This window comes from Microbacterium sp. AG238, from assembly GCF_003610405.1.
Taxonomy (GTDB): domain Bacteria; phylum Actinomycetota; class Actinomycetes; order Actinomycetales; family Microbacteriaceae; genus Microbacterium.
On record NZ_RAQC01000001.1, the window covers coordinates 658,672 to 679,457 of the forward strand.

16 protein-coding genes, 1 tRNA gene and 1 other RNA gene are annotated in these 20,786 nt (G+C 69.3%); 8 read left to right on the plus strand and 10 right to left on the minus strand.

Annotated elements, in window-relative coordinates:
* The first annotated feature begins 56 nt into the window (after nucleotides 1-56).
* Entirely contained in the window at nucleotides 57-1,481 is a 1,425-nt protein-coding gene (gene glnA / locus DEU36_RS03110; protein ID WP_120262875.1) for a type I glutamate--ammonia ligase, read from the plus strand.
* Between the two features lie 108 nt (nucleotides 1,482-1,589).
* A complete protein-coding gene (gene arr, locus DEU36_RS03115) occupies nucleotides 1,590-1,997 on the plus strand; it encodes an NAD(+)--rifampin ADP-ribosyltransferase (protein WP_120262876.1) in 408 nt (135 codons plus the stop codon).
* A gap of 6 nt (nucleotides 1,998-2,003) precedes the next feature.
* Here the strand turns inward: arr and DEU36_RS03120 are convergent, their stop codons facing one another.
* From DEU36_RS03120 to DEU36_RS03145, 6 genes are all read right to left on the minus strand, one after another.
* Nucleotides 2,004-2,672, minus strand: coding sequence for an alpha/beta hydrolase (locus tag DEU36_RS03120; protein WP_120264331.1), 669 nt, complete (start codon nucleotides 2,670-2,672; stop codon nucleotides 2,004-2,006).
* Entirely contained in the window at nucleotides 2,672-3,472 is an 801-nt protein-coding gene (locus DEU36_RS03125) for an alpha/beta fold hydrolase (protein WP_120262877.1), read from the minus strand. Before DEU36_RS03125 ends, DEU36_RS03120 begins: the two co-directional genes overlap by 1 nt.
* Nucleotides 3,473-3,566: 94 nt before the next feature.
* On the minus strand, nucleotides 3,567-4,469 hold the full coding sequence (locus tag DEU36_RS03130) for a DUF808 domain-containing protein (protein WP_120262878.1): 903 nt from the start codon (nucleotides 4,467-4,469) through the stop codon (nucleotides 3,567-3,569).
* A gap of 9 nt (nucleotides 4,470-4,478) precedes the next feature.
* On the minus strand, nucleotides 4,479-7,469 hold the full coding sequence (locus tag DEU36_RS03135; RefSeq protein WP_120262879.1) for a bifunctional [glutamine synthetase] adenylyltransferase/[glutamine synthetase]-adenylyl-L-tyrosine phosphorylase: 2,991 nt from the start codon (nucleotides 7,467-7,469) through the stop codon (nucleotides 4,479-4,481).
* Between the two features lie 4 nt (nucleotides 7,470-7,473).
* Entirely contained in the window at nucleotides 7,474-8,811 is a 1,338-nt protein-coding gene (glnA, locus tag DEU36_RS03140; protein WP_120262880.1) for a type I glutamate--ammonia ligase, read from the minus strand.
* 33 nt (nucleotides 8,812-8,844) lie between these two features.
* Entirely contained in the window at nucleotides 8,845-9,066 is a 222-nt protein-coding gene (locus DEU36_RS03145; protein WP_120262881.1) for an SPOR domain-containing protein, read from the minus strand.
* Nucleotides 9,067-9,144: 78 nt separating this feature from the next.
* Between DEU36_RS03145 and ppgK the strand changes: the two genes are divergently transcribed.
* Together ppgK and DEU36_RS03155 are read left to right on the plus strand one after the other, a co-directional pair.
* Complete coding sequence (gene ppgK, locus DEU36_RS03150; protein WP_120262882.1) at nucleotides 9,145-9,969, plus strand: polyphosphate--glucose phosphotransferase; 825 nt, start codon at nucleotides 9,145-9,147, stop codon at nucleotides 9,967-9,969.
* Between the two features lie 151 nt (nucleotides 9,970-10,120).
* Nucleotides 10,121-11,041 (plus strand): phosphatase PAP2 family protein, encoded by a 921-nt coding sequence (locus DEU36_RS03155; RefSeq protein ID WP_120262883.1) that lies wholly within the window; start codon nucleotides 10,121-10,123, stop codon nucleotides 11,039-11,041.
* Between the two features lie 248 nt (nucleotides 11,042-11,289).
* Here DEU36_RS03155 and rnpB read toward each other — a convergent pair.
* Nucleotides 11,290-11,648, minus strand: an RNA gene (gene rnpB / locus DEU36_RS03160) — RNase P RNA component class A.
* 133 nt (nucleotides 11,649-11,781) lie between these two features.
* Here rnpB and DEU36_RS03165 point away from each other — a divergent pair.
* Together DEU36_RS03165 and DEU36_RS03170 are read left to right on the plus strand one after the other, a co-directional pair.
* Nucleotides 11,782-12,426: an LPXTG cell wall anchor domain-containing protein gene (locus DEU36_RS03165; protein ID WP_183045273.1), complete on the plus strand. Its 645-nt coding sequence runs from the start codon at nucleotides 11,782-11,784 to the stop codon at nucleotides 12,424-12,426.
* Nucleotide 12,427: 1 nt separating this feature from the next.
* A complete protein-coding gene (locus DEU36_RS03170) occupies nucleotides 12,428-14,194 on the plus strand; it encodes a DUF4012 domain-containing protein (protein ID WP_120262885.1) in 1,767 nt (588 codons plus the stop codon).
* Nucleotides 14,195-14,202: 8 nt separating this feature from the next.
* Here DEU36_RS03170 and DEU36_RS03175 read toward each other — a convergent pair whose 3' ends face one another.
* From DEU36_RS03175 to DEU36_RS03185, 3 genes are all read right to left on the minus strand, one after another.
* Nucleotides 14,203-15,891 carry a bifunctional 3'-5' exonuclease/DNA polymerase gene (locus tag DEU36_RS03175; RefSeq protein ID WP_120262886.1) on the minus strand — a complete coding sequence of 563 codons (1,689 nt, stop codon included), beginning with the start codon at nucleotides 15,889-15,891 and terminating at the stop codon, nucleotides 14,203-14,205.
* Nucleotides 15,892-15,898: 7 nt separating this feature from the next.
* Complete coding sequence (locus tag DEU36_RS03180; protein ID WP_120262887.1) at nucleotides 15,899-16,630, minus strand: zinc ribbon domain-containing protein; 732 nt, start codon at nucleotides 16,628-16,630, stop codon at nucleotides 15,899-15,901.
* A 1-nt stretch (nucleotide 16,631) separates the two neighbouring features.
* Nucleotides 16,632-16,705: transfer RNA gene (locus DEU36_RS03185), tRNA-Val, on the minus strand.
* Nucleotides 16,706-16,842: 137 nt separating this feature from the next.
* Between DEU36_RS03185 and aceE the strand changes: the two genes are divergently transcribed.
* Nucleotides 16,843-19,572: a pyruvate dehydrogenase (acetyl-transferring), homodimeric type gene (gene aceE, locus DEU36_RS03190; RefSeq protein WP_120262888.1), complete on the plus strand. Its 2,730-nt coding sequence runs from the start codon at nucleotides 16,843-16,845 to the stop codon at nucleotides 19,570-19,572.
* A gap of 7 nt (nucleotides 19,573-19,579) precedes the next feature.
* Entirely contained in the window at nucleotides 19,580-20,782 is a 1,203-nt protein-coding gene (locus tag DEU36_RS03195) for a CdaR family transcriptional regulator (protein ID WP_120262889.1), read from the plus strand.
* Nucleotides 20,783-20,786 lie beyond the last annotated feature (4 nt).

The following is a 20,786-nucleotide window of genomic DNA, read 5'->3' on the forward strand; positions in this document are numbered from 1 at the left end:
GGTTCGAAGAGGTCTGGATGACTCCAGGCTGTTCCTCACCCGATCTTGGAGACTCCATGTTCAAAGATTCTTCCGAGGTGCTCAAGTTCATCCAGGACGAGGACGTCAAGTTCCTCGACATCCGTTTCACGGATCTTCCTGGCGTGCAGCAGCACTTCAACATCCCGGCCTCGACCGTCGACGAGGAGTTCTTCACGGTCGGTCAGCTGTTCGACGGCTCGTCGATCCGCGGCTTCGCGAACATCCACGAGTCGGACATGCAGCTGATTCCGGATGTGTCGACGGCTTACCTCGACCCGTTCCGCGAGGCGAAGACGCTGATCATGATCTTCGACATCTACAACCCGCGCAACGGCGAGATCTACGCGAAGGACCCGCGCCAGGTCGCCAAGAAGGCCGAGAAGTACCTCGCCTCGACCGGCATCGCCGACACCGCGTTCTTCGCCCCCGAGGCGGAGTTCTACATCTTCGACGACGTCCGCTACGAGGTGAAGCAGAACTCGAGCTTCTACTCCGTCGATTCCGACGAAGGCGCCTGGAACACCGGCCGCGTCGAAGAAGGCGGCAACCTCGCCAACAAGACGCCGTTCAAGGGCGGCTACTTCCCCGTCTCGCCCGTCGACAAGACGGCCGACCTGCGCGACGACATCTCGCTCAAGCTCATCGAGTCGGGCCTCGTGCTCGAACGTGCCCACCACGAGGTCGGCACCGGTGGACAGCAGGAGATCAACTACCGCTTCGACACCATGGTGCACTCGGCGGACGACATCCTGAAGTTCAAGTACATCGTCAAGAACACCGCCGAGATGTGGGGCAAGGTCGCGACCTTCATGCCCAAGCCCCTCTTCGGCGACAACGGTTCGGGCATGCACACGCACCAGTCGCTGTGGCTGAATGGCGAGCCCCTCTTCTACGACGAGAAGGGCTACGGCGGGCTCTCCGACATCGCGCGCTGGTACATCGGCGGCCTGCTCAAGCACGCTGCCGCGGTGCTCGCATTCACCAACCCGACGCTGAACTCGTACAAGCGTCTGGTCAAGGGCTACGAGGCTCCGGTCAACCTGGTCTACTCGGCCGGAAACCGCTCGGCTGCCATTCGCATCCCGATCACGGGCACCAACCCGAAGGCCAAGCGCATCGAGTTCCGCGCCCCCGACGCCTCGGGCAACCCGTACCTCGCGTTCGCCGCGCAGATGATGGCCGGCCTCGACGGCATCAAGAACCGCATCGAGCCGCACGAGCCCGTCGACAAGGACCTCTACGAGCTGCCGCCCGAGGAGGCCAAGAACATCCCGCAGGTTCCGAACTCGCTGCTCGACTCCCTCGAGGCGCTGCGCAACGACCACGAGTTCCTGCTGGCCGGCGGCGTGTTCACGCCCGAGCTGATCGAGACCTGGATCGAGTACAAGATCGAGAACGAGATCCAGCCGATCAACGCCCGTCCCCACCCGTACGAGTACGAGCTGTACTTCGGCGTCTGACACACCGGCTGCGACGAGCCCCGTCGCCCGCTCTCTCGAGCCGGGCGGCGGGGCTCCGTCGTTGTCGGGCGCTTGCATCGTCGGCGCAGTCGGCGCCATCCTGATCGGGTGAATCTCTCCGACCTTCCCGGGCCGTTCTTCCACGGCACGAAGGCGTCGCTGCGCGTCGGCGACCTGCTCACCCCGGGCCACCCCTCCAACTACCGCCCGGAGATCACGATGAACCACGTGTACTTCACGGCGGTGAAGGACGGTGCCGGTCTCGCTGCCGAGATCGCTCCCGTGCCCGGCGAGCCCCGCGTCTACGTCGTCGAACCGACCGGTGATTTCGAGGACGACCCGAACGTCACCGACAAGAAGTTCCCGGGCAATCCCACCCAGTCCTATCGCTCGGCCGCTCCCCTGCGGATCGTCGCCGAAGTCACCGACTGGACGCGGCTGTCTCCCGAAGCGCTGCAGACGTGGCGGGAGCGCATCGCCCGCATGGCCCGCGAGCGCGCGGAGATCATCAACTGATCACCGTCATCCCGCCAGCCGGACGACCTCCGCGATGACCCGCGGATGCGCGAGGATGCGGAAGTGCCCGCCCGTCTCCAGCCGGACGTTGCGCGCACCGTCGAGCTCGCTGCCGCCGGGGATGTGCGGGTCGAAGTCTCCGTACACCGACACGATGCGCGGGTTGGGGCTCACCTCGCGCGCCAACGCCAGAATCCCCGGCGCGCTCGGCGAGAACGCCCGCAGCGACGGTACGAGCATGAGCCGCCCGTAGACCGAGCCGGCGAACGGGCTCGCGACGGCGACCATGCCTCGGATACGACCGCCGGCAGCGGCATCCGCCATCACCTGCTTGCCGACCAGGCCTCCTTTGCTGTGCGCGACGATCACGACATCGTGGAGGTCGTGCTGCTCCAGGTAGTCCGTGACGTGACGCGCTGCACGCGGCACGGGCCATCGGTTCCAGCCCAGCGCGGCGATCACGTGAACGGGGTGCCCGCGGTCGTGGAGCTCGGTGATGAGGGGCTGCAGGAACCGCCACGTCTCGTAAACGCCCGGGAGCACGACGATGGGCGTGCCGTCTCCCGACCGGAAGTCGCCGGGATCCGTGCGCGAGAAGAAGGCGCGCACCTGCCACACGGCCGCGTAGGCGTAGTCCGCTATCCACCACGTCGCATCGCGGAGCGCGCGCCGCATCATGATGCGCCCGCGGGGTGGCCGCCGGATGCTGTCAGAGCGAGGATGCCGTGTGCGACGGCCTCCGCTGCGGTGCGCTCGACGCGGTGCCCCTTGCCCGGTACCACGAGCACACTGCTCCGAGCGGTTCGCGCCGCGAGGCGATCGACCCACCCGTTCCCGGCGATCGGGTCGCGGCCGCCGCGCACCACGAGGGTCGGCACGACGGCCTCTGCCACGCGCTCCTCGAGAGGATAGGCGAGCATGTGCCGGACCTGCGCGAAGAACCAGCGCGGGCCGGTGCGGAGGTAGTCGAGCGTGACGCGGAGGTTCACCCGCGGCGGCTCCCGCAGCCCGTCGCGAGCCAGCGCCACGGCCTGCGCGGGCAGCCCGCGGCGCTGATCATCGACGACCGGGCCGATCAGGACGAGCCCACCGACCAGGTCCGGATGCCGCACGGCCGTCTCGACCACCCACTGCGCCCCCATCGAGTGTCCGACCAGCACGGCGGGGCGTGCGACAACGCGGCGGAGCACGTCCGCGAGGGCATCCGCCATCGCGGCGACCGAGACGTCGACCTCGGGCGCCGGCAGGCCCGCGAAGCCCGGCAGATCGACGCTGTGCACCGACGCGGTACGGGCGAGCCTCGGGTGGAGGTGGAGGAATGAGCGGTGAGACATGCCCACGCCGTGGACGAGCACGATGGTCGGAGACGACGCTTCTGCGGCGGAACTCCAGACGCGGAAGACAAGCCCGTCGATCGAGAACTGCCGGGGCGACCACTCGACGCGCGCGGGGCGCGGCAGCGTCGAAGTCGTCATCACTTGGTCAGGCTATGAGAGTCGCGAACCGAGTGCAGGCGGCTTGACGTCGCGCCCATCACCATGCCCGTCGGATGCGGCGAGCGAGGGTAGGTCAGTGGGTCGCGGCGTCTCCGGCATGCTGCGGTCCGCCGTGGCGGAGGCGCCGGATCACCATCAGCACGCCGACGATCACGAGCCCGACGAGCAGCCCGGCGATCGCCGACACGGCCGTCTCGCCGATCCAGACGACCACACCGCCCGCGGCTTCGAGCAGGTGCTCCACCCCGTGCAGCAGGTCGAGTGTGAAGGCCACCCCCACCTCGCCGAGGTTCGCGAGCACGAGGTGCCCACCCACCCACAGCATCGCGACGGTTCCCACGACGCTGATGACGCGGAAGACGGCGGGCATCGACCGGACGATCCGCATCCCCGTGTGGCGCACCCGCGACGACGGGTTCTTCGCCATGCGCAGGCCGATGTCGTCGATCTTCACCAGCAGAGCGACAGCTCCGTAGACGACGCCGGTCATCAGCAGCGCGATGATGGCGAGGACGGCGAGCGTCTGCCAGATGCCCATTCCCTCGTCGAGGTTCGACAGCGAGATCAGCATGATCTCGGCGGAGAGAATCAGGTCCGTTCGTACGGCACCGAGCACGAGCTTCTTCTCATCCCGCGGACCGTCATCCTCGACGCCGTGATGCACGCCGAACCACTCGAGCACCTTCTCGGCACCCTCGTAGCAGAGGAACATGCCGCCGAGGATCAGCAGGAACGGGAGCACGGCGGGCGCGAATGCGGTCAGCAGCAGCGCCACGGGGATGATGATGAGGAACTTGTTCGCGATCGAGCCGAGCGCGATCTTCCCCACGACGGGAAGCTCTCGGGCCGGTGTGATCCCCTGGACGTACTGCGGCGTCACGGCGGCGTCGTCGATCACCACACCCGCCGACTTCGCGGAAGCGCGCAGAGCCGCGCTCAGGATGTCGTCGACGACAGCCAGCAGACCAACCGACATGTTTCCCCTTTAGCCGTAGAAGAGCTTCTCGAACACGCGGCGGGCTTGGCGCGCGGCGCGCATCCAATCCTCCTCCACGACGGTCGCCGATCGTGCCGGATACCCCAGCAGGCGGCCGATTCCGTCGAGCCGGCCACGATCAGTGGGCAGGACGTCGCTGGTCTGACCTGACAGCAGGGTGTTCGCCGACCGCAGCCGACTGGCGAGCCGCCACGCCGCGAACAGCTTCTCGGCGGCGTCCCGCGGAATGAGCTCGGCGCCGACCGCCGCTTCGAGGGCGGCGATGGTCGACGTCGTGCGCAGGCCCGGCACGCGGTGCGCATGCTCGAGCTGAATGAGCTGCACGAGCCACTCGACGTCGCTCAGACCGCCCGGTCCCAGCTTGAGGTGCCGAGAACGGTCCTGGCCCTGCGGCAGCCGCTCACTCTCGACACGGGCCTTGATACGCCGGATCTCGCGGAGTCCTTGGGCGTCGGGCGCCACGGGATAGCGTAGGTCGTCGGCGAGGGCCAGGAACCGGGTGATGAGCGTCACACTTCCTGCGACGCCACGGGCGCGCAGGAGAGCCTGGGCCTCCCACGACAGCGACCAGCGCCGGTAGTACTCGGCGTACGACTCCAGAGAACGCACGAGCGGGCCGTTGCGGCCTTCCGGACGCAGGCCCGCGTCGAGCTCGAGCGGCAGGCGGTGGTCCTCGGAGTACCGGCGCACACCCTGCACGAGCTGGAGCGCGAGTTCCTGAGCGCGCTGAGCGGGGACGCCGTTCGCGTCGAACACGTAGATGATGTCGGCATCCGATCCGAAGCCCAGTTCGGCCCCGCCGAAGCGTCCCATCGCGATGACGGAGAACTCGAGGCGATCGTCTTCGGGCGGAAGCACCTCGCGCCGCACGGCACGGAGCGTCGCCTGGATCGTGACCTCGGTGATGGTGGTCAGGCCCTCCGCGAGCTCTTCGATGGAGAGCTCGCCGACGACAGCGGCCATCGCGAGCCGCAGCAGCTCGCGCCGCCTGAGCGCCCGGACCGCAGCCATGGCATCGTCGATGGAAGCATGCCGGGTCTGGATGGCGCGGGCTTCCTCCTGCAGCACGAATCCCGGGCGCGGCCGGAGCTGATCGGGCGAGTCGAGCCACGCGATCGATTCGGGGATCCACTCCATGAGCTCGCCGACATATCGTGACCCCGACAGCAGCCGGGTCAGGCTTTCCGCGGCGCCCGACGAATCGCGCAGCATCCGGAGGAACCACGGCGTGTTCCCGAGCCGCTCGCTGATGCGCCGGAAAGCGAGGAGGCCGTAATCGGGATCCACACCGTCGGCGAACCAGCGGATCATGACGGGCATGAGGTGGCGTTGGATCACGGCCTTGCGGCTGAGGCCACTCGTCAGCGCTCCGATGTGACGCAGCGCGCCGGCCGGGTCGCGGAACCCGATCGCCGCCAGGCGGGCCTTAGCCGCCTCGGGTGAGAGGGTGTGCTCGTCGGCGGGGAGCGCGGCGACGGCGGAGAGCAGCGGACGGTAGAACAGCCGCACGTGGATCTCGCGCACTTCGCGCTTGATGTCCTCCCATACCGAAACCACCCGGTCGCCGCCGTCGCCGAGGCGCGACGAGCGGGCGAGGGTGCGCAGCGCTGCTCCGTCTTCAGGCATGAGATGGGTCCGGCGCAGCTCGCGGAGCTGCAGCCTGTGCTCCATCACGCGGAGGCGCCGATAATCGAGCGCGAAGCGCGAAGCATCCTCGCGTCCGATGTAGCCCTCCGAGACGAGCGCATCGAGGGCATCGAGTGTGGAGCGCTCCCGGACTCGTTCGTCCGATGCGCCGTGCACGAGCTGGAGCAGCTGAACCGTGAACTCGACGTCGCGGATACCACCGGGACCGAGCTTGAGCTGCCGCGCAACCTCGCCGGGCGGGATGTGGTCGGTCACGCGCTCGCGCATCTTCTGCACGCTCTCGACGAAGTTCTCGCGGGCCGCGCTCGCCCACACCATCGGCTGGACGGCGTCGACGTACTGCTCCCCCAGCTCCGCATCGCCGGCGAGCGGCCGGGCTTTGAGCAGCGCCTGGAACTCCCAGCTCTTCGCCCACCGGTCGTAATAGGCGACGTGCGACTCGAGTGTGCGCACGAGCGCGCCCTGCTTCCCCTCCGGGCGCAGGTTCGGATCGACCTCCCACAGGGGCGGCTCGATCTCGACCTCCGAGATGCCCCGCATCGTCTGGATCGCGAGTCTCGTTGCGATCTCGACCGACTGCGACTCCGACACGACGTCCTCGTCGGCGGAGCCGCCGACGAAGATCACGTCGACGTCGCTGACATAGTTGAGCTCTCGCGCCCCGGACTTTCCCATCCCGATGATCGCGAGGCGGGTCGCGGCGACCGCGTCGCGCTCGAAGCGCCCCGCTCCGGGGACGCCCGCGACGAGTCTGCTGCGCGCGACGGCGAGCGACGCCTCCAGCGCCGCCCCCGCGGCATCCGCCAGGGCCGCGGCCACCGCGTGCAAGATGATCGTCGGATCGGATGCCGCAAGATCGAACCGCGCGATCCGCGCCAGCATCCGCCGATACCGCACCCGTAGCGCGACCCACGCATCGTCGCCCGAGGAAGCCGCGAAGCCGTCGTCAGCGCCGACGGACTCGAGCATCTGCGCCGTCAGCTCGTCGCGCGTCGGAAGACCGTCGCCGTCGGACGCAAGGTCGGCGAGCTCTTCGGGATGTCGCAGGTAGAAGTCCGCCAGCCCCTGCGACGCACCCAGCACCGACCAGACCGCTGCGGGCCGGCGTCGCAACGCGTCGGTGACGACCGATGCGTCTCGACGAGCGATGCGCAGGAGGGCGGAGACCGCTGCGTCGGGATCCGCCGCGGCCTCGGCCGACGCCACGAGCTCGTCGCGATCGACGCTCGTCAGCTCGGCGAGCTCCGCCAGGTCGGCGTCGGCCCGTCCGAGATCGTCGAAACCCGCCCGGGCCAGCCCCGTCAGTCCGGTCGAACGAGGTGACCGGGTCATGGCCTCAGAGCATCTCCAGATTGCTCTTGAGCTCGAACGGCGTCACCTGGGCACGGTAGTTCTGCCATTCGCGACGCTTGTTGAGCAGCACGTAGTTGAACACCTGCTCGCCGAGCGTCTCGGCGACGAGCTCCGACTCCTCCATGTACTCGAGAGCGTGGTCGAGGCTCGCGGGCAAGGGCGCGTAACCGAGGGCGCGCCGCTCGGAGTCGGTGAGCGACCACACGTTGTCCTCGGCCTCGGCGGGAAGCTCGTAGCCCTCTTCGATGCCCTTGAGACCCGCGGCGAGCAGCAGCGCGTACGCGAGGTAGGGGTTGGCAGCCGAGTCGAGGGCACGGTACTCGACGCGCGACGACTGGCTCTTGTTGGGCTTGTACATCGGCACGCGCACGAGCGCCGAGCGGTTGTTGTGGCCCCAGGTGATGAAGCTCGGCGCTTCGTCGCCGCCCCACAGCCGCTTGTACGAGTTGACGAACTGGTTGGTGACCGCCGAGATCTCGTTGGCGTGGCGCAGAAGCCCCGCGATGAACTGCCGGCCGGTCTGCGAGAGCTGGTATTGCGCGCCCTCTTCGTAGAACGCGTTGACGTCGCCCTCGAACAGCGACATGTGGGTGTGCATGCCGCTGCCGGGGTGCCCGCTGAGGGGCTTCGGCATGAAGGTCGCGTACACGCCCTGCTCGATCGCCACCTCCTTGATGACGGTGCGGAAGGTCATGATGTTGTCGGCCGTCGCGAGGGCGTCCGCGTAACGCAGGTCGATCTCGTTCTGGCCGGGGCCGCCCTCGTGGTGGCTGTACTCGACCGAGATGCCGAGGTCTTCCAGCATCCGCACCGAGCGGCGCCGGAAGTCGTGGGCCGTGCCGCCGGGAACGTTGTCGAAGTACCCGGCGGAGTCGACCGGCTCGGGACCGTCGGGTCCGTACGACGACGACTTCAGCAGGTAGAACTCGATCTCGGGGTGCGTGTAGAACGTGAACCCGGAGTCGGCCGCCTTCGCGAGGGTGCGCTTCAGGACGTTGCGAGGATCGGCGACGGCGGGCTGGCCGTCGGGCGTGGTGATGTCGCAGAACATCCGAGCCGTCGGGTCGATCTCACCCCGCCAGGGCAGCAGCTGGAAGGTCGTCGGGTCGGGGTGCGCGAGCAGATCGGACTCGTAGCTGCGCGTCAGCCCTTCGATCGCCGAACCATCGAAGCCGAGCCCCTCGGCGAAGGCCCCCTCGACCTCGGCCGGGGCGATCGCCACCGACTTGAGGGTGCCGATCACGTCGGTGAACCAGAGCCGCACGAACTTGACGCCGCGCTCCTCGATCGTTCGCAGTACGAAGTCCCGCTGCTTGTCCATCGCGTCCTCTCCGAGACAGGGTCGGATCCCAGACTACTGGCGGCGAGCGCCCTCCGACGGCGGCGTGCCCCAGTCGTCGTCCTGCGCCTCGTCCTCTCGCCACGCCTGGGACCGCTGCGCCATGATCTGCGGCGCGCGGGAGGCCTCCTCGGCAGAGGCGAAGGGACCCGCGCGATCGGCGCCCGGCGACTGCTTGCCGCGCTCGACCTCGTGTGTCGTGAGGTTGTACCAGTACTCGCCGTCGCTCTCGGGCATGGTCGCTCCAGACTGCGCCTACGGTGGCGCTCGATCCGAGCCTAATCGGCCCCGCTCGCGCTCGATAGGCTGAGCCGCATGAGTGCGAGTGCGACGCGGGCCGTCGGGGTGGACATCGGTGGAACCGGGATCAAGGGAGCGGTGGTCGATCTGTCGACCGGCGACCTCCTGACCGACCGCATCAAGGTCGCGACCCCTAAAGGCGCCGAGCCCGAAGACGTCCTCGGTGCCGTGAAGGTGGTCCTCGACCGCCTCGAGGTCACCGCTGCAGGCGACGTCCCGCTCGGCGTGGCATTCCCCGCGATCGTGAAGAACGGCCGCACCCTCTCCGCGGCCAACGTCGCCGACACCTGGATCGACTTCGAGGCCGAGACCTTCTTCGAGCAGGGACTCGGTCGTCAGATCCACTTCGCCAACGACGCGGATGTCGCCGGGGTCGCCGAGCTGCGTTACGGCGCCGCACGCGGCCAGGACGGGCTCGTCATCCTCACGACCCTCGGCACCGGTATCGGGTCGGCGATGATCTACAACGGCGTGCTGATCCCCAACTCCGAGCTCGGCCACGTGCACCGCGCCAAGCACGGCAAGGACGCCGAGGCGTGGGCCGCGTACTCCGCGATGGAACGCGATGAGCTCGACTGGCCCGAGTGGGCCGAACGGCTGCAGTGGTACTACAGCCACATCGAGTTCCTCTTCTCCCCCGACCTGTTCGTCGTCGGGGGCGGCGTGTCGAAGCACGCCGACAAGTTCCTGCCGCTGCTCGATCTGAAGACGCCCATCGTCCCCGCCGTCCACCGCAACAACGCCGGCATCATCGGCGCGGCGGCCCTCGCTCTCGCGGGCGAACGGCCCGGCGTCCTCGACGAGACCACGGAAGACCTCGCCGGCACGACCGCCCACTGACGCGGGTGGCTGCGGCGTCGGTTTCGGGCGCAGTTTCGCGTGCCAGGCGCACTCGAAGCCGCGCCTGACGCGCGGAACTGCGCCCTATGTGGGCGGAGCGGCGGTCGACGTGCTCCACGGCGAACCGGCGAGTGCCGCCTAGGCTGGCAGGATGCATGAACCTCGCCCTCGCTTCTCGGTGCGGGCACGGATGATCATGACGGGCCTCATCGCGGTGGCCCTCTTCTTCGTCCTGTACCTCTTTTTCAACCTCACGGCTGCCGGGCAGTCATTGGAGAACGGGTGGGCATGGAAGTACGAGGTCTTCGACACTGTCGGCTACTGGCTCCGCCAGAATGATCTTCCGCCGCTCTCCTACGACCGCGCCACGATCGTGGTGGGGACCCTCCTGGCCGTCGTCATCGCGGCAGCGAGACGACACGGGCGGACAGCCCTCTGGGTTGCGGTCGCGACCCCCGGAGCGGTGCTGGGATCTGAAGGGTTCAAGTCGGTCTTCGGACGTCCCCTGCTGGTCGATTCGCGTGACGACGCAGTCAGCTATCCGAGCGGCCACGCTGTTGTCGTCCTCGCCGTAGCTGCCGCCTTGCTCATCGTGGTGCCGCGGGCCTGGAAGCGGTGGGTCGCCCCTGTGCTCGGGGTCTGGATGGCGCTGGCCACCTCGGCGATCATCGTGATCGGAAACCACCGCCCGAGCGAGATCATCGGCGCCGCGCTGCTCACGATCGCCGTCTTCACGCTGACGGGATCCGTCGTGCACCTGCGGAGCCCCCGTCAGCCGCCGCCGTCGCGCACGCGCCGCCCCGCGCCGACCAGTGAACGTGCCGACCCGGCACGCAGAGCGTGGTTGCTCGCCGGCATGGTCGCCGTGATCACTGTTGCCGGCATCGTCGCGGCATGGGGTGCTCTGCCTTGGGTCACGGCCATCGACGGTGTGACAGGAGCGGCGGCATCGCTGCTCATCCTCCGCGTGATCCTCGTGGTCCGGTCGTGGGTCGCTGGCCTTCAGCAAGCCGAACCGGGCGACGACGATCAGAGGATCTCGGGGATGACGACCGCGAGCACCGGCTCGTAGCGCCTGAGGACTCGACGCTCGACCCACGCCTCCGCGGTCGGTTGAACGCAATGAAGGTACGTGGTGCGTGCCGTGCACGATAGCCCCTTCCGGGCCGACATGACTGCCTGCGACGGTGAGAGGTCGCTCCCGGCACCGGGGCTCACGTTTGGGGAATGCGTCCCGGCGCCGGGAGCGACACCGGCCACGAGCGAGGCCCGCGCTGTGCGAGGCCCGCGCCGCGACGGCTGCGCAGGGGCGGTCGGGGGCGAATGGGCCGGCCTGTACGCCGGGTTCTGTCCGGGGGCGTGAGCCCCGTGGACGGCCATCTCTCTCGGCGACACGTTGCCGTGCCGCTCCAGCGGTCTACCCGGGGACTCGGCGGACCGCGTCTGCATCCCCTGTCTGACCTTGCTCCGGACGAGGTTTACCGTGCGGGTCGTGTCACCACGACCCCGGTGGTCTCTTACACCACCCTTTCACCCTTACCGACGCGAACGCCGGCGGTCTGCTTTCTGTGGCACTGTCTCGCGGATCACTCCGGGTGGGTGTTACCCACCGTCCTGTCCTGTGGAGCCCGGACGTTCCTCGGTGCGGTTTCCCGCCACGCGACCGTCCAGCCGACCCATTCGCACCTGGAGTCTACCGGCGGGGTGCACGCTCCCCCGAACCGCGGCTCGCCGCACGGGCCCCGTGGTGCTACGGTGTGCTCACAGAAGCCATCTGGGGAGATGGCCTCGCAGCCCATTGGGGAGGGCGCTATGCATAGTTCTGTCATTTCTGCCGTGCTGCTCGGTTCGCTGAGCCTGCTGCCGACTGTGTCGTCGACGGATGCCACGACGTACGCTCCGGATGATCCGAGCGGGGCGACGCTCGCGGGGTCCATGGTCACGACCGACTGCGAATCCGACGCACCGTGGATCTCATTCGACGTGGTCCTCACGGGAGGGACCGTCGAAGAGGCCACAGCACCGGTGTCGTTGATTCTCGACAACGGGGTGAACACCGCCACCGTGCCGCTCGGCTCGCTCCAGGACTACCGCCTGAGCGGCCGCGTGCTGTGGCCCGGTGCGAGCGTCGACGACGCAGGCCGGGGCACCGGCTGGCCCGGCTGGGAGTTCCGCGACGGTACGTGGACGGCGATGGATGCCGGCTTCGCCTGGACTCGTGGCGACATCGCCGCGACCCTGCGGGTGAACCCCGATCTCGCCGTTCCCGTCGCTTATCCGGCTTCCACGCCCGATTGCGCGACGTCGCCGAACGGCGTGCGCGATGCAGCGGTCGCAGCGCTGCCTGCCACGGGCGGCAGCGCGAGCGGACCGATCGCGCTCGCGGTCGCCGCCGTGGGCGCCTTCGTCGCCGGGGCGCTGCTCGTGCTGCAGCGCCGTCGCCACCGGCGCGCCTGAGATGGCTGCGACGGCGCTGGAACGGCGCCTTCGCCGCCGCAGGCGCGCCCGTGTCGTCATCGTGGCGGCCGCAATCGGGCTGGCGGCGGCGGGGTGGATCGGCGTGCGAGGCGTGCTCGCCGCGGGCGAGCTCCGCGAGGTACAGGCGGCGGCGACCGGGCTTCGCGCGGCACTGCAGCAGCGCGACGTGGATGCCGTTCAGGTGGCCCTCTCCGACATCGGCGAGCACGCGGCACGTGCGGAGCAGCTCACCGGAGACCCGGTCTGGGGGCTCGCGTCGTCCCTGCCGGGTGTGGGGACGAACTTCCAGGCTGTCCACGCCGCCGCGGCGGGGGCAGCCACCGCGGTTCCGGCGCTGGACGATGTGCTCGCGACCCCCGGGCTCGGCGAGACGATCGCCGGGGGCGACATCGGCGCACTCGCGGGAGTGCTCCGCGACGCATCGCCGGCGCTCGGACGCGCAGCGACGACGCTTCGCGCGACGGCCGCCGATCTCGATGGGATCGACGAATCGGCTCTCCTGCCACCGATTCGCGACGGGCTGAGCACGCTCCAGACGGTGCTCCGACCGGCCGCGGAGTCGATCTCCGCGGCCGCCGGAGCATCACGGTGGGTGCCGTCGATGCTCGGCGTCGACGGCACCCGCGAAGTGCTGGTCTCGGTGCAGAACTCCGCGGAGCTCCGCGCGGGCGGCGGACTGACCGGCACGTTCCTTCTCCTCGAAGCCCGTGAGGGCCGGCTCGAGGTGCGTGAGCACACGGACTCGTCGAACTTCGCGCCCCGTCGTGTTCCCGTGATCGAGCTGCCCGCCTCCGTGTCAGAGCTGTACGGCGACGTGGTGGGAACCTACGTCCAGAATGCGACGATGACACCCGACTTCGAGCTCTCGGCTCGGCTCATGCGCACCTGGTGGCAGAGCAGCACGGGCAGCGAGCCCGACGCGGTCGTCGCGGTCGATCCCGTGGTGCTGCGCTCGCTGCTGACCGCCACGGGTCCCGTCCACCTGTCCGGTGGCGCGACGATCGATGCGGCCGGCTTCGTCCAGGCAGTCCTGGTCGACCCGTACCTGCACTCCTCCACGGACGAGCAGACCGCCCTGCAGCGGGAGGTCGTGTCCGCCGTCGTCACGCGGCTGCTTTCCGGTGACGTCGATGTGGCATCGGTTCTCGGCGCGATCGGCGACGCCGTCGCAGACGGGCGCGTGAGCGTGTGGAGCGCCCACGAAGACGAGCAGCGTCATCTCCGCGAGGGGCCGCTGTCGGGGATGCGGGCGCGACAGCTCACCGGCACCGGCGACGTGTTCTCGGTGCTCCTCAACGACGCGACGACGACCAAGCTCGACTCCTACCTGGACATGGCCGTCGGCGTCGTGTCGTCGGGGTGCCGTCCCGACGGGCGTGCCGAGGTGGTCGTGGAGGTACGCCTGCACAACAACGCGCCGCCCGAGGCGCGGGGGTATCCCGGTTCGATGACGGGGATGTACAACCCCGCCAGCCCCGGCGACATCGTCACCGACGTCGGGGTGGCCGCACCTCCCGGCTGGTTCTTCGGATCAGTCGACGACGGAACCGCGGCGGTGCCCTCACGTCAGGTCGTCGACGCCGGCGTGCCGACGAGCGTCGCCCGGTCGACGCTCGCGCCCGGCGACGCTCAGTCCCTGCGGTTCCGCTTCATCGCGCCCGACGACGCCGAGATCGCCCCTCGCGTGATCCATACACCCCTGTTGCGAGACGTCGCGCAACTCGAGCCCGGCGCCGCATGCGCCTGAGCCCCGGCTCAGTCCTTGTCGGCCGACACCGCGATACGCACGTCGAGCAGGAAGTCGAGCGGAAATGAGCCGAACAGCAGCCGGCCGGCCGCATCCGCCGCCTCGCGAACGGCCGCCGCGGCCGCCTCGGCGTGCTCGGCCGGGGCATGCACGATGATCTCGTCATGGAGGAAGAACGCGAGGTGCGCCCGCGCCGTCACGGGGTGACCACCGACGCTCGGAAACACCGCGAGCCGTTGCCGGAGGTCGGCCAGCCAGGCGAGCGCCCAATCGGCCGCCGTCCCCTGGACGACGAAGTTCCGCGTGAAGCGGCCGCGCTCGCGCGCCCGTGATCGCGCGAGCGTCTTGATGGCATCGGAGGCCTCGGGCTCAGCGGCATCCGCGTGGAGATCCCGCCATGCCGCCGAGGGTGCCGGACTCGTGCGGCCGAGCAGGGTGCGCACCGAGCCGCCCTCCTCGCCCACCCGCGCCGCGTCGTCGACGAGGGCCATCGCGCGGGGGTAGGCACGGCGCAGCGACGGGACCAGGCGCCCGCTGTCACCGGTGGTGGCTCCGTACATCGCGCCGAGGAGCGCCATCTTCGCCTCCTGACGCGATGGGACGGTACCGCGGGCCACGATGCCCTCGTACAGGTCGCGCCCGCGAGCGGCTTCCGCGAGCGCCAGGTCGCCGGACATCGCGGCGAGGATGCGGGGCTCGAGCTGAGCGACGTCGGCGATCACCAGCTGCCATCCCGGGTCGGCCCGCACCGCCGGCCGCAGCATCCGCGGCAGCTGAAGCGCTCCCCCGCCCGACGACGCCCATCGGCCCGTGACCACGCCACCGGGGACGTAGACCGGACGGAACCGGTCGTTCGGGATCCACTCGTCCATCCATGCCCAGCCGTTGGCGCTGAGCAGGCGCGTGGCACGCTTGTACGCCAGGAGCGGCTCGATCACGGGATGCTCATGACGCTGGAGCTCCCACTTGCTCGTCGACTCCACGAGCACGCCGACCCGGTGCAGCGAACGCAGCAGACGCGGTTGCGAGTCGAGACTCGCCGTCGGGTCATCGAGAGCCGCACGCACCCGGTCGGCCAGGTCGCGCACGCGGCTCGGCAGCTCCCCCGGGCGCGGCCGTGGCCCGAGCGCATCAGCGAGGATCGCGTCGTGCACCTCGCGACTCCAGGGGACGCCCGCGACGTGCAGCTCGACCGCGACGAGCGCTCCGGCGGACTCGGCAGCCGTCAGCAGACGCAGGCGTCCGGGGTCGATCGCGCTCGCCATCGCGCGCGTCTGCCGCGAGAACTCCGCCAGCGTCGCGTCGAGATCGTGCGGGAGCGCGTCGGCTGCGGGTTCGAGTGCGAACAGGACGTCACGATCGGATGTCGGGTCTTCCGGCGAGGCATCCCAGACGGCGGCGGCACGGAGTTCGGCGGGATCGGCGACGAGCGAGCTGTCGCGCAGGATCGCATGGCACAGGCGCAGGTCGTGGCACCGCGCCACCCGAACGCCGGCGGCGAGGATGCCGTGATACCAGGCCGTCGTGTCGGACCAGATCCACCGCGCATCGGGATCTGCTGCGACCTCGCCCGCCAGCTCTCGAGCCGCGACACGATGACGCTCGATCACCGCGCCCGCGGCATCCACCGACGCGACGTCGAGGTCGCCGTCACCGCGGCGCCCGACCGCGCGCCAGCGGACGCGCGGGGTCGTCATCGACGGATCACAGACCGGATTCGTCGGTGCGGACGAGGATGCAGCCGCACTCGGGGCACGTGACGACCTCGTCGTCAGCAGCCTGCGCGATGGCCTTCAGGTCGGTTCCGGAGAGTTCCATGTGACATCCGCCGCAGGTGCGTCGCTGCAGCAGACCGGCACCCGGTGTGCGCTCGGCGAGGGACTCGTAGCGTGCCAGCAGATCGCCCGGCACCCTCGCCGCAATGGCGGCGCGGTCACGCGTCGCGGCGTCGAGGCGTGCCTGCGCCTCTGCGACGGCGGCCTTGCCCTCGGCGCTCAATCGACCGCCCTCGTCGTTGACCTCCGCGATGAGCGCCTGCTGCGCCGCCACCGCGGCTTCGGCGGCTTCGAGTCGCTCCATGGCTTCGAGCTGAGCATCCTCGAGCTCGCTCTTCCGGCGAGCGAGCGAAGCGATCTCGTGCTCGAGTCCTTGCGCGTCTTTGGGGTTCGACGTGGCCGCGAGGCGTTCGACATCGCGAGCCGAGCGGGCATCGACGACAGTCACGTCCGAGGCGATGCGCTTGAGCTCCGCCTCGATGTCGTCGCGCTTCCCGAGCAGGCCGGTCAGCTCGATGGAGAGCTCATGACGGCGCGCAAGCAGTTCGTTCACTCGCGCGGCCTGAGCCGGATTGCGCTTCGCGGCCTCCGCTCCGCGGGCCTGCGCGTCGAGACGGGCGATGTCCAGCAGCAGCAGCTGATCTGCGGGGGTGGCTTTCATGTGGGCCCAGAGAGACTCGAACTCCCGACTCCCTCGGTGTAAACGAGGTGCTCTAACCAACTGAGCTATAGGCCCCTGCTCTCAGTGTACGAGAGCGCCGACCCCTCCGAGCGTGGGTAGGCTGTCGTGCGGTGCTTGTGCGCGCCCGACAACGCCCGCGCCCTGCCCGTGGTGATTACCTGGCACGATCTGCCATACGAGAAAGGTCGCCCGTGACTGTCAACGATCAAGACCCCTACTCCCAGGACGCCCTGGACAGCGACCCGGAAGAGACCGGTGAATGGCAGGAGTCGCTGCGCCAGCTGGTTGACGCGAAGGGCTCGGGTCGCGGTCGCGAGATCATGCTGAGCCTGCTGCAGGCCTCGCACGAGCTGCAGCTGAACGTCCCGCAGGTGCCGGTGACCGACTACATCAACACCATCGCACCCGAGAACGAGCCGGAGTTCCCCGGCGACGAAGAGCTCGAGCGCCGCTACCGTCGCTGGATCCGCTGGAACGCCGCCGTCACCGTGCACCGCGCGCAGCGCCCCGGCATCGGCGTGGGCGGTCACATCTCCACCTACGCGTCGTCGGCTTCGCTCTACGAAGTCGGCTTCAACCACTTCTTCCGCGGCCCCGACCACCCGTCCGGCGGCGACCAGATCTTCATCCAGGGCCACGCGTCGCCCGGCATCTACGCCCGCTCGTACCTCGAAGGGCGTCTGAGCGAGAGCCAGCTCGACGGTTTCCGTCAGGAGGCGTCGAAGGCGCCCGACGGCATCCCGTCGTACCCGCACCCGCGCCTGATGCCCGACTACTGGCAGTTCCCGACGGTCTCGATGGGTCTCGGCCCGATCAACGCCATCTACCAGGCGATGAACAACAAGTACCTCACCAACCGGGGCATCAAGGACCTGTCCGACTCGCACGTGTGGGCCTTCCTCGGCGACGGCGAGATGGACGAGGTCGAGAGCCGCGGTCAGCTGCAGGTCGCAGCCAACGAGGGCCTCGACAACCTCACCTTCGTGATCAACTGCAACCTCCAGCGCCTCGACGGACCGGTCCGCGGAAACGGCAAGATCGTCCAGGAGCTCGAAGCGTACTTCCGCGGTGCGGGCTGGAACGTCATCAAGGTCGTCTGGGGCCGCGGTTGGGACGAGCTCCTCTCGCAGGATGACGAGGGCGCCCTCGTCCGACTGATGAACACGACCCCCGACGGCGACTTCCAGACGTACCGCGCCGAGGACGGCGCCTTCATCCGCGAGCACTTCTTCGGGCGCGACGAGCGCACGGCCGCTCTCGTGAAGGACTGGTCGGACGACGACATCTGGGGCAAGCTCCGCCGCGGCGGTCTCGACTACCAGAAGGTCTACGCCGCCTACAAGCAGGCGATGGAGCACAAGGGCCAGCCCACCGTCATCCTCGCGAAGACGATCAAGGGCTACGGACTCGGTCACCACTTCGAGGGCCGCAACGCGACCCACCAGATGAAGAAGATGACGCTCGAGAACCTCAAGCACTTCCGCGACTCGATGCGCATCCCGATCACCGACGCGCAGCTCGAGGAGAACCCGTACCTCCCGCCGTACTACCACCCGGGCGCCGAGGACGAGACGATCCGCTACATGCTCGAGCGTCGTCGTGAGCTCGGTGGGTTCCTGCCGCAGCGCCGGACGAAGCATGCGCCGCTGACGCTCCCCGGCGACGAGTCGTACGCGCTGCCGAAGAAGGGCTCGGGCACGCAGGAGATCGCCACCACGATGGCGTTCGTCCGCCTGCTCAAGGATCTGCTGCGCGCGAAGGACTTCGGTCACCGCATCGTGCCGATCATCCCCGACGAGGCACGCACGTTCGGCATGGACGCGTACTTCCCGACGGCGAAGATCTACAACCCGCATGGTCAGAACTACACCTCGGTCGACCGCGAGCTGCTGCTGGCTTACAAGGAGAGCCCGCAGGGCCAGATCCTCCACGTCGGCATCAACGAGGCCGGAGCCGTCGCGGCGTTCACCGCGATCGGGACGTCGTACGCCACGCACGGCGAGCCGCTCATCCCGGTGTACGTCTTCTACTCGATGTTCGGTTTCCAGCGCACCGGAGACGCTCAGTGGGCAGCCGGCGACCAGATGGCCCGCGGGTTCATCATGGGCGCGACGGCCGGCCGCACGACGCTGACCGGCGAGGGCCTGCAGCACGCCGACGGTCACTCGCACCTGCTCGCCTCGACCAACCCCGCCACCGTGTCGTACGACCCGGCCTACGGGTACGAGATCGCCCACATCGTGCGCTCGGGTCTCGAGCGCATGTACGGCGGGAACCACCCCGACCCCAACGTCATGTACTACATCACGCTCTACAACGAGCCGCTGGTGCAGCCCAAGGAGCCCGAGGATGTCGATGTCGACGGCATCATCCGCGGCATCCACCGCGTGAGCGTCGGCGAGGGCGACGGGCCCCGTGCACAGCTGCTCGCCTCGGGCGTCGGAGTTCCGTGGGCCTACGAGGCGCAGAAGCTCCTCAAGGACGACTGGGGCGTGGTCGCGGACGTCTGGTCGGTCACGAGCTGGACCGAGCTGCGTCGCGATGGTCTCGCCGTCGACGAGCACAACTTCCTGCACCCGACCGATGAGCCGCGGACGGCCTTCGTCACGCAGAAGCTGAACGACTCGGAGGGCCCCGTCGTCGCAGTGAGCGACTTCATGCACGCCGTGCAGGACCAGATCCGGCCCTGGGTGCCGCGCCGCTTCGCGACGCTGGGCGCGGAGGGCTTCGGCTTCTCCGACACCCGCCCCGCTGCTCGTCGGTTCTTCAAGATCGACGGCCCGTCGATCGTGGTGCGGACACTCCAGGCTCTGGCCGAGGACGGCGTGGTCGACCGCGGCCTGTCGGCGCAGGCCATCGAACGCTACCGCCTGCACGATGTGACGGCAGGCACCAGCGGAAACGCAGGCGGCGAGAGCTGACCCTTCGGTGACCGACGACAGCTCGAAGGCGGAGACACTCGCGTGGCTCCGCCGGATCTCGGGTGATCTGGCCACGGCCACGATCAATCGCCTCGAGGAGACGCTGCCCTGGTACGCCGAGATGCCGCCTGCGCGCCGGTCCTCTGTGGGACTGGTCGCGCAGGCGGGCATCACCTCGTTCATCCAGTGGTACGAGGACCCGACCTCCACACCGCGCATCGCCGCCGACATCTTCGCCGCGGCCCCGCGCGAGCTGCTGCGCAGCGTCAGCCTGACGCAGACCCTGCAGCTCGTGCGGGTCACGGTGGAGGTCACCGAAGAACGGGTGGCGCACCGGGGCGACGACGTTCGCGAAGCGATCCTGAAGTACTCGCGCGACGTCGCCTTCGCCGCCGCCGACGTCTACGCCCGCGCGGCGGAGGCCCGCGGGCTGTGGGACGCGCGCCTCGAAGCCCTCGTGGTCGACTCGATCCTGACGGGTGAGACCGACGAGGAGCTGCCGAGCCGCATCGCGGCACTCGGGTGGCACGGGCACGGCGCGGTCGCGGTCCTCGTCGGCACGACTCCCCCGCAGTTCGACGTCGACCAGCTGCGCCGGGCCGCGCGCAAGATGGGCGTCGACGTCCTCGTCGGCGTTCAAGGATTGCGCTTGGTGCTCGTGATCGGACGCGCCGATCTGCCGGGCCGCGTCGAACCGGTGCCCGAGTTGACCTTCCTCGAGATCGCGGCCCGACTCGAGCCGGGCTTCGGACCCGGCCATCTGGTGCTCGGACCCACCGTGCCCGCGCTGGTCGACGCGAGCCAGAGCGCCCGCGCCGCCCTGGCCGGCTTCGCGGTCGCGAGCGCCTGGCGTCACGCCCCGCGCCCGGTCGAGGCGGATGATCTGCTGCCCGAGCGCGCGCTGGCCGGCGACCCCGTCGCCAAGGCCACCCTGGTCGAGCGCATCTACCGTCCGCTGCTGGCGCATTCGCCCGACCTCGTCGCGACCTTGTGGAGCTACCTCGACAACGGGCGCTCCCTCGAAGCCACCGCACGTGAGCTCTTCGTCCATCCGAACACCGTGCGGTACCGCTTGAAGCGCGTCTCGGACGTCATCGGATGGGACGCCACCGGCCCTCGCGAGGCGCTGATCCTGCAGACCGCACTCATCCTGGGCTCCATCGGCAACGACCTCACGAGGCGGCGTACGCCGCAGTCGCGCCGGAGCTGACGAC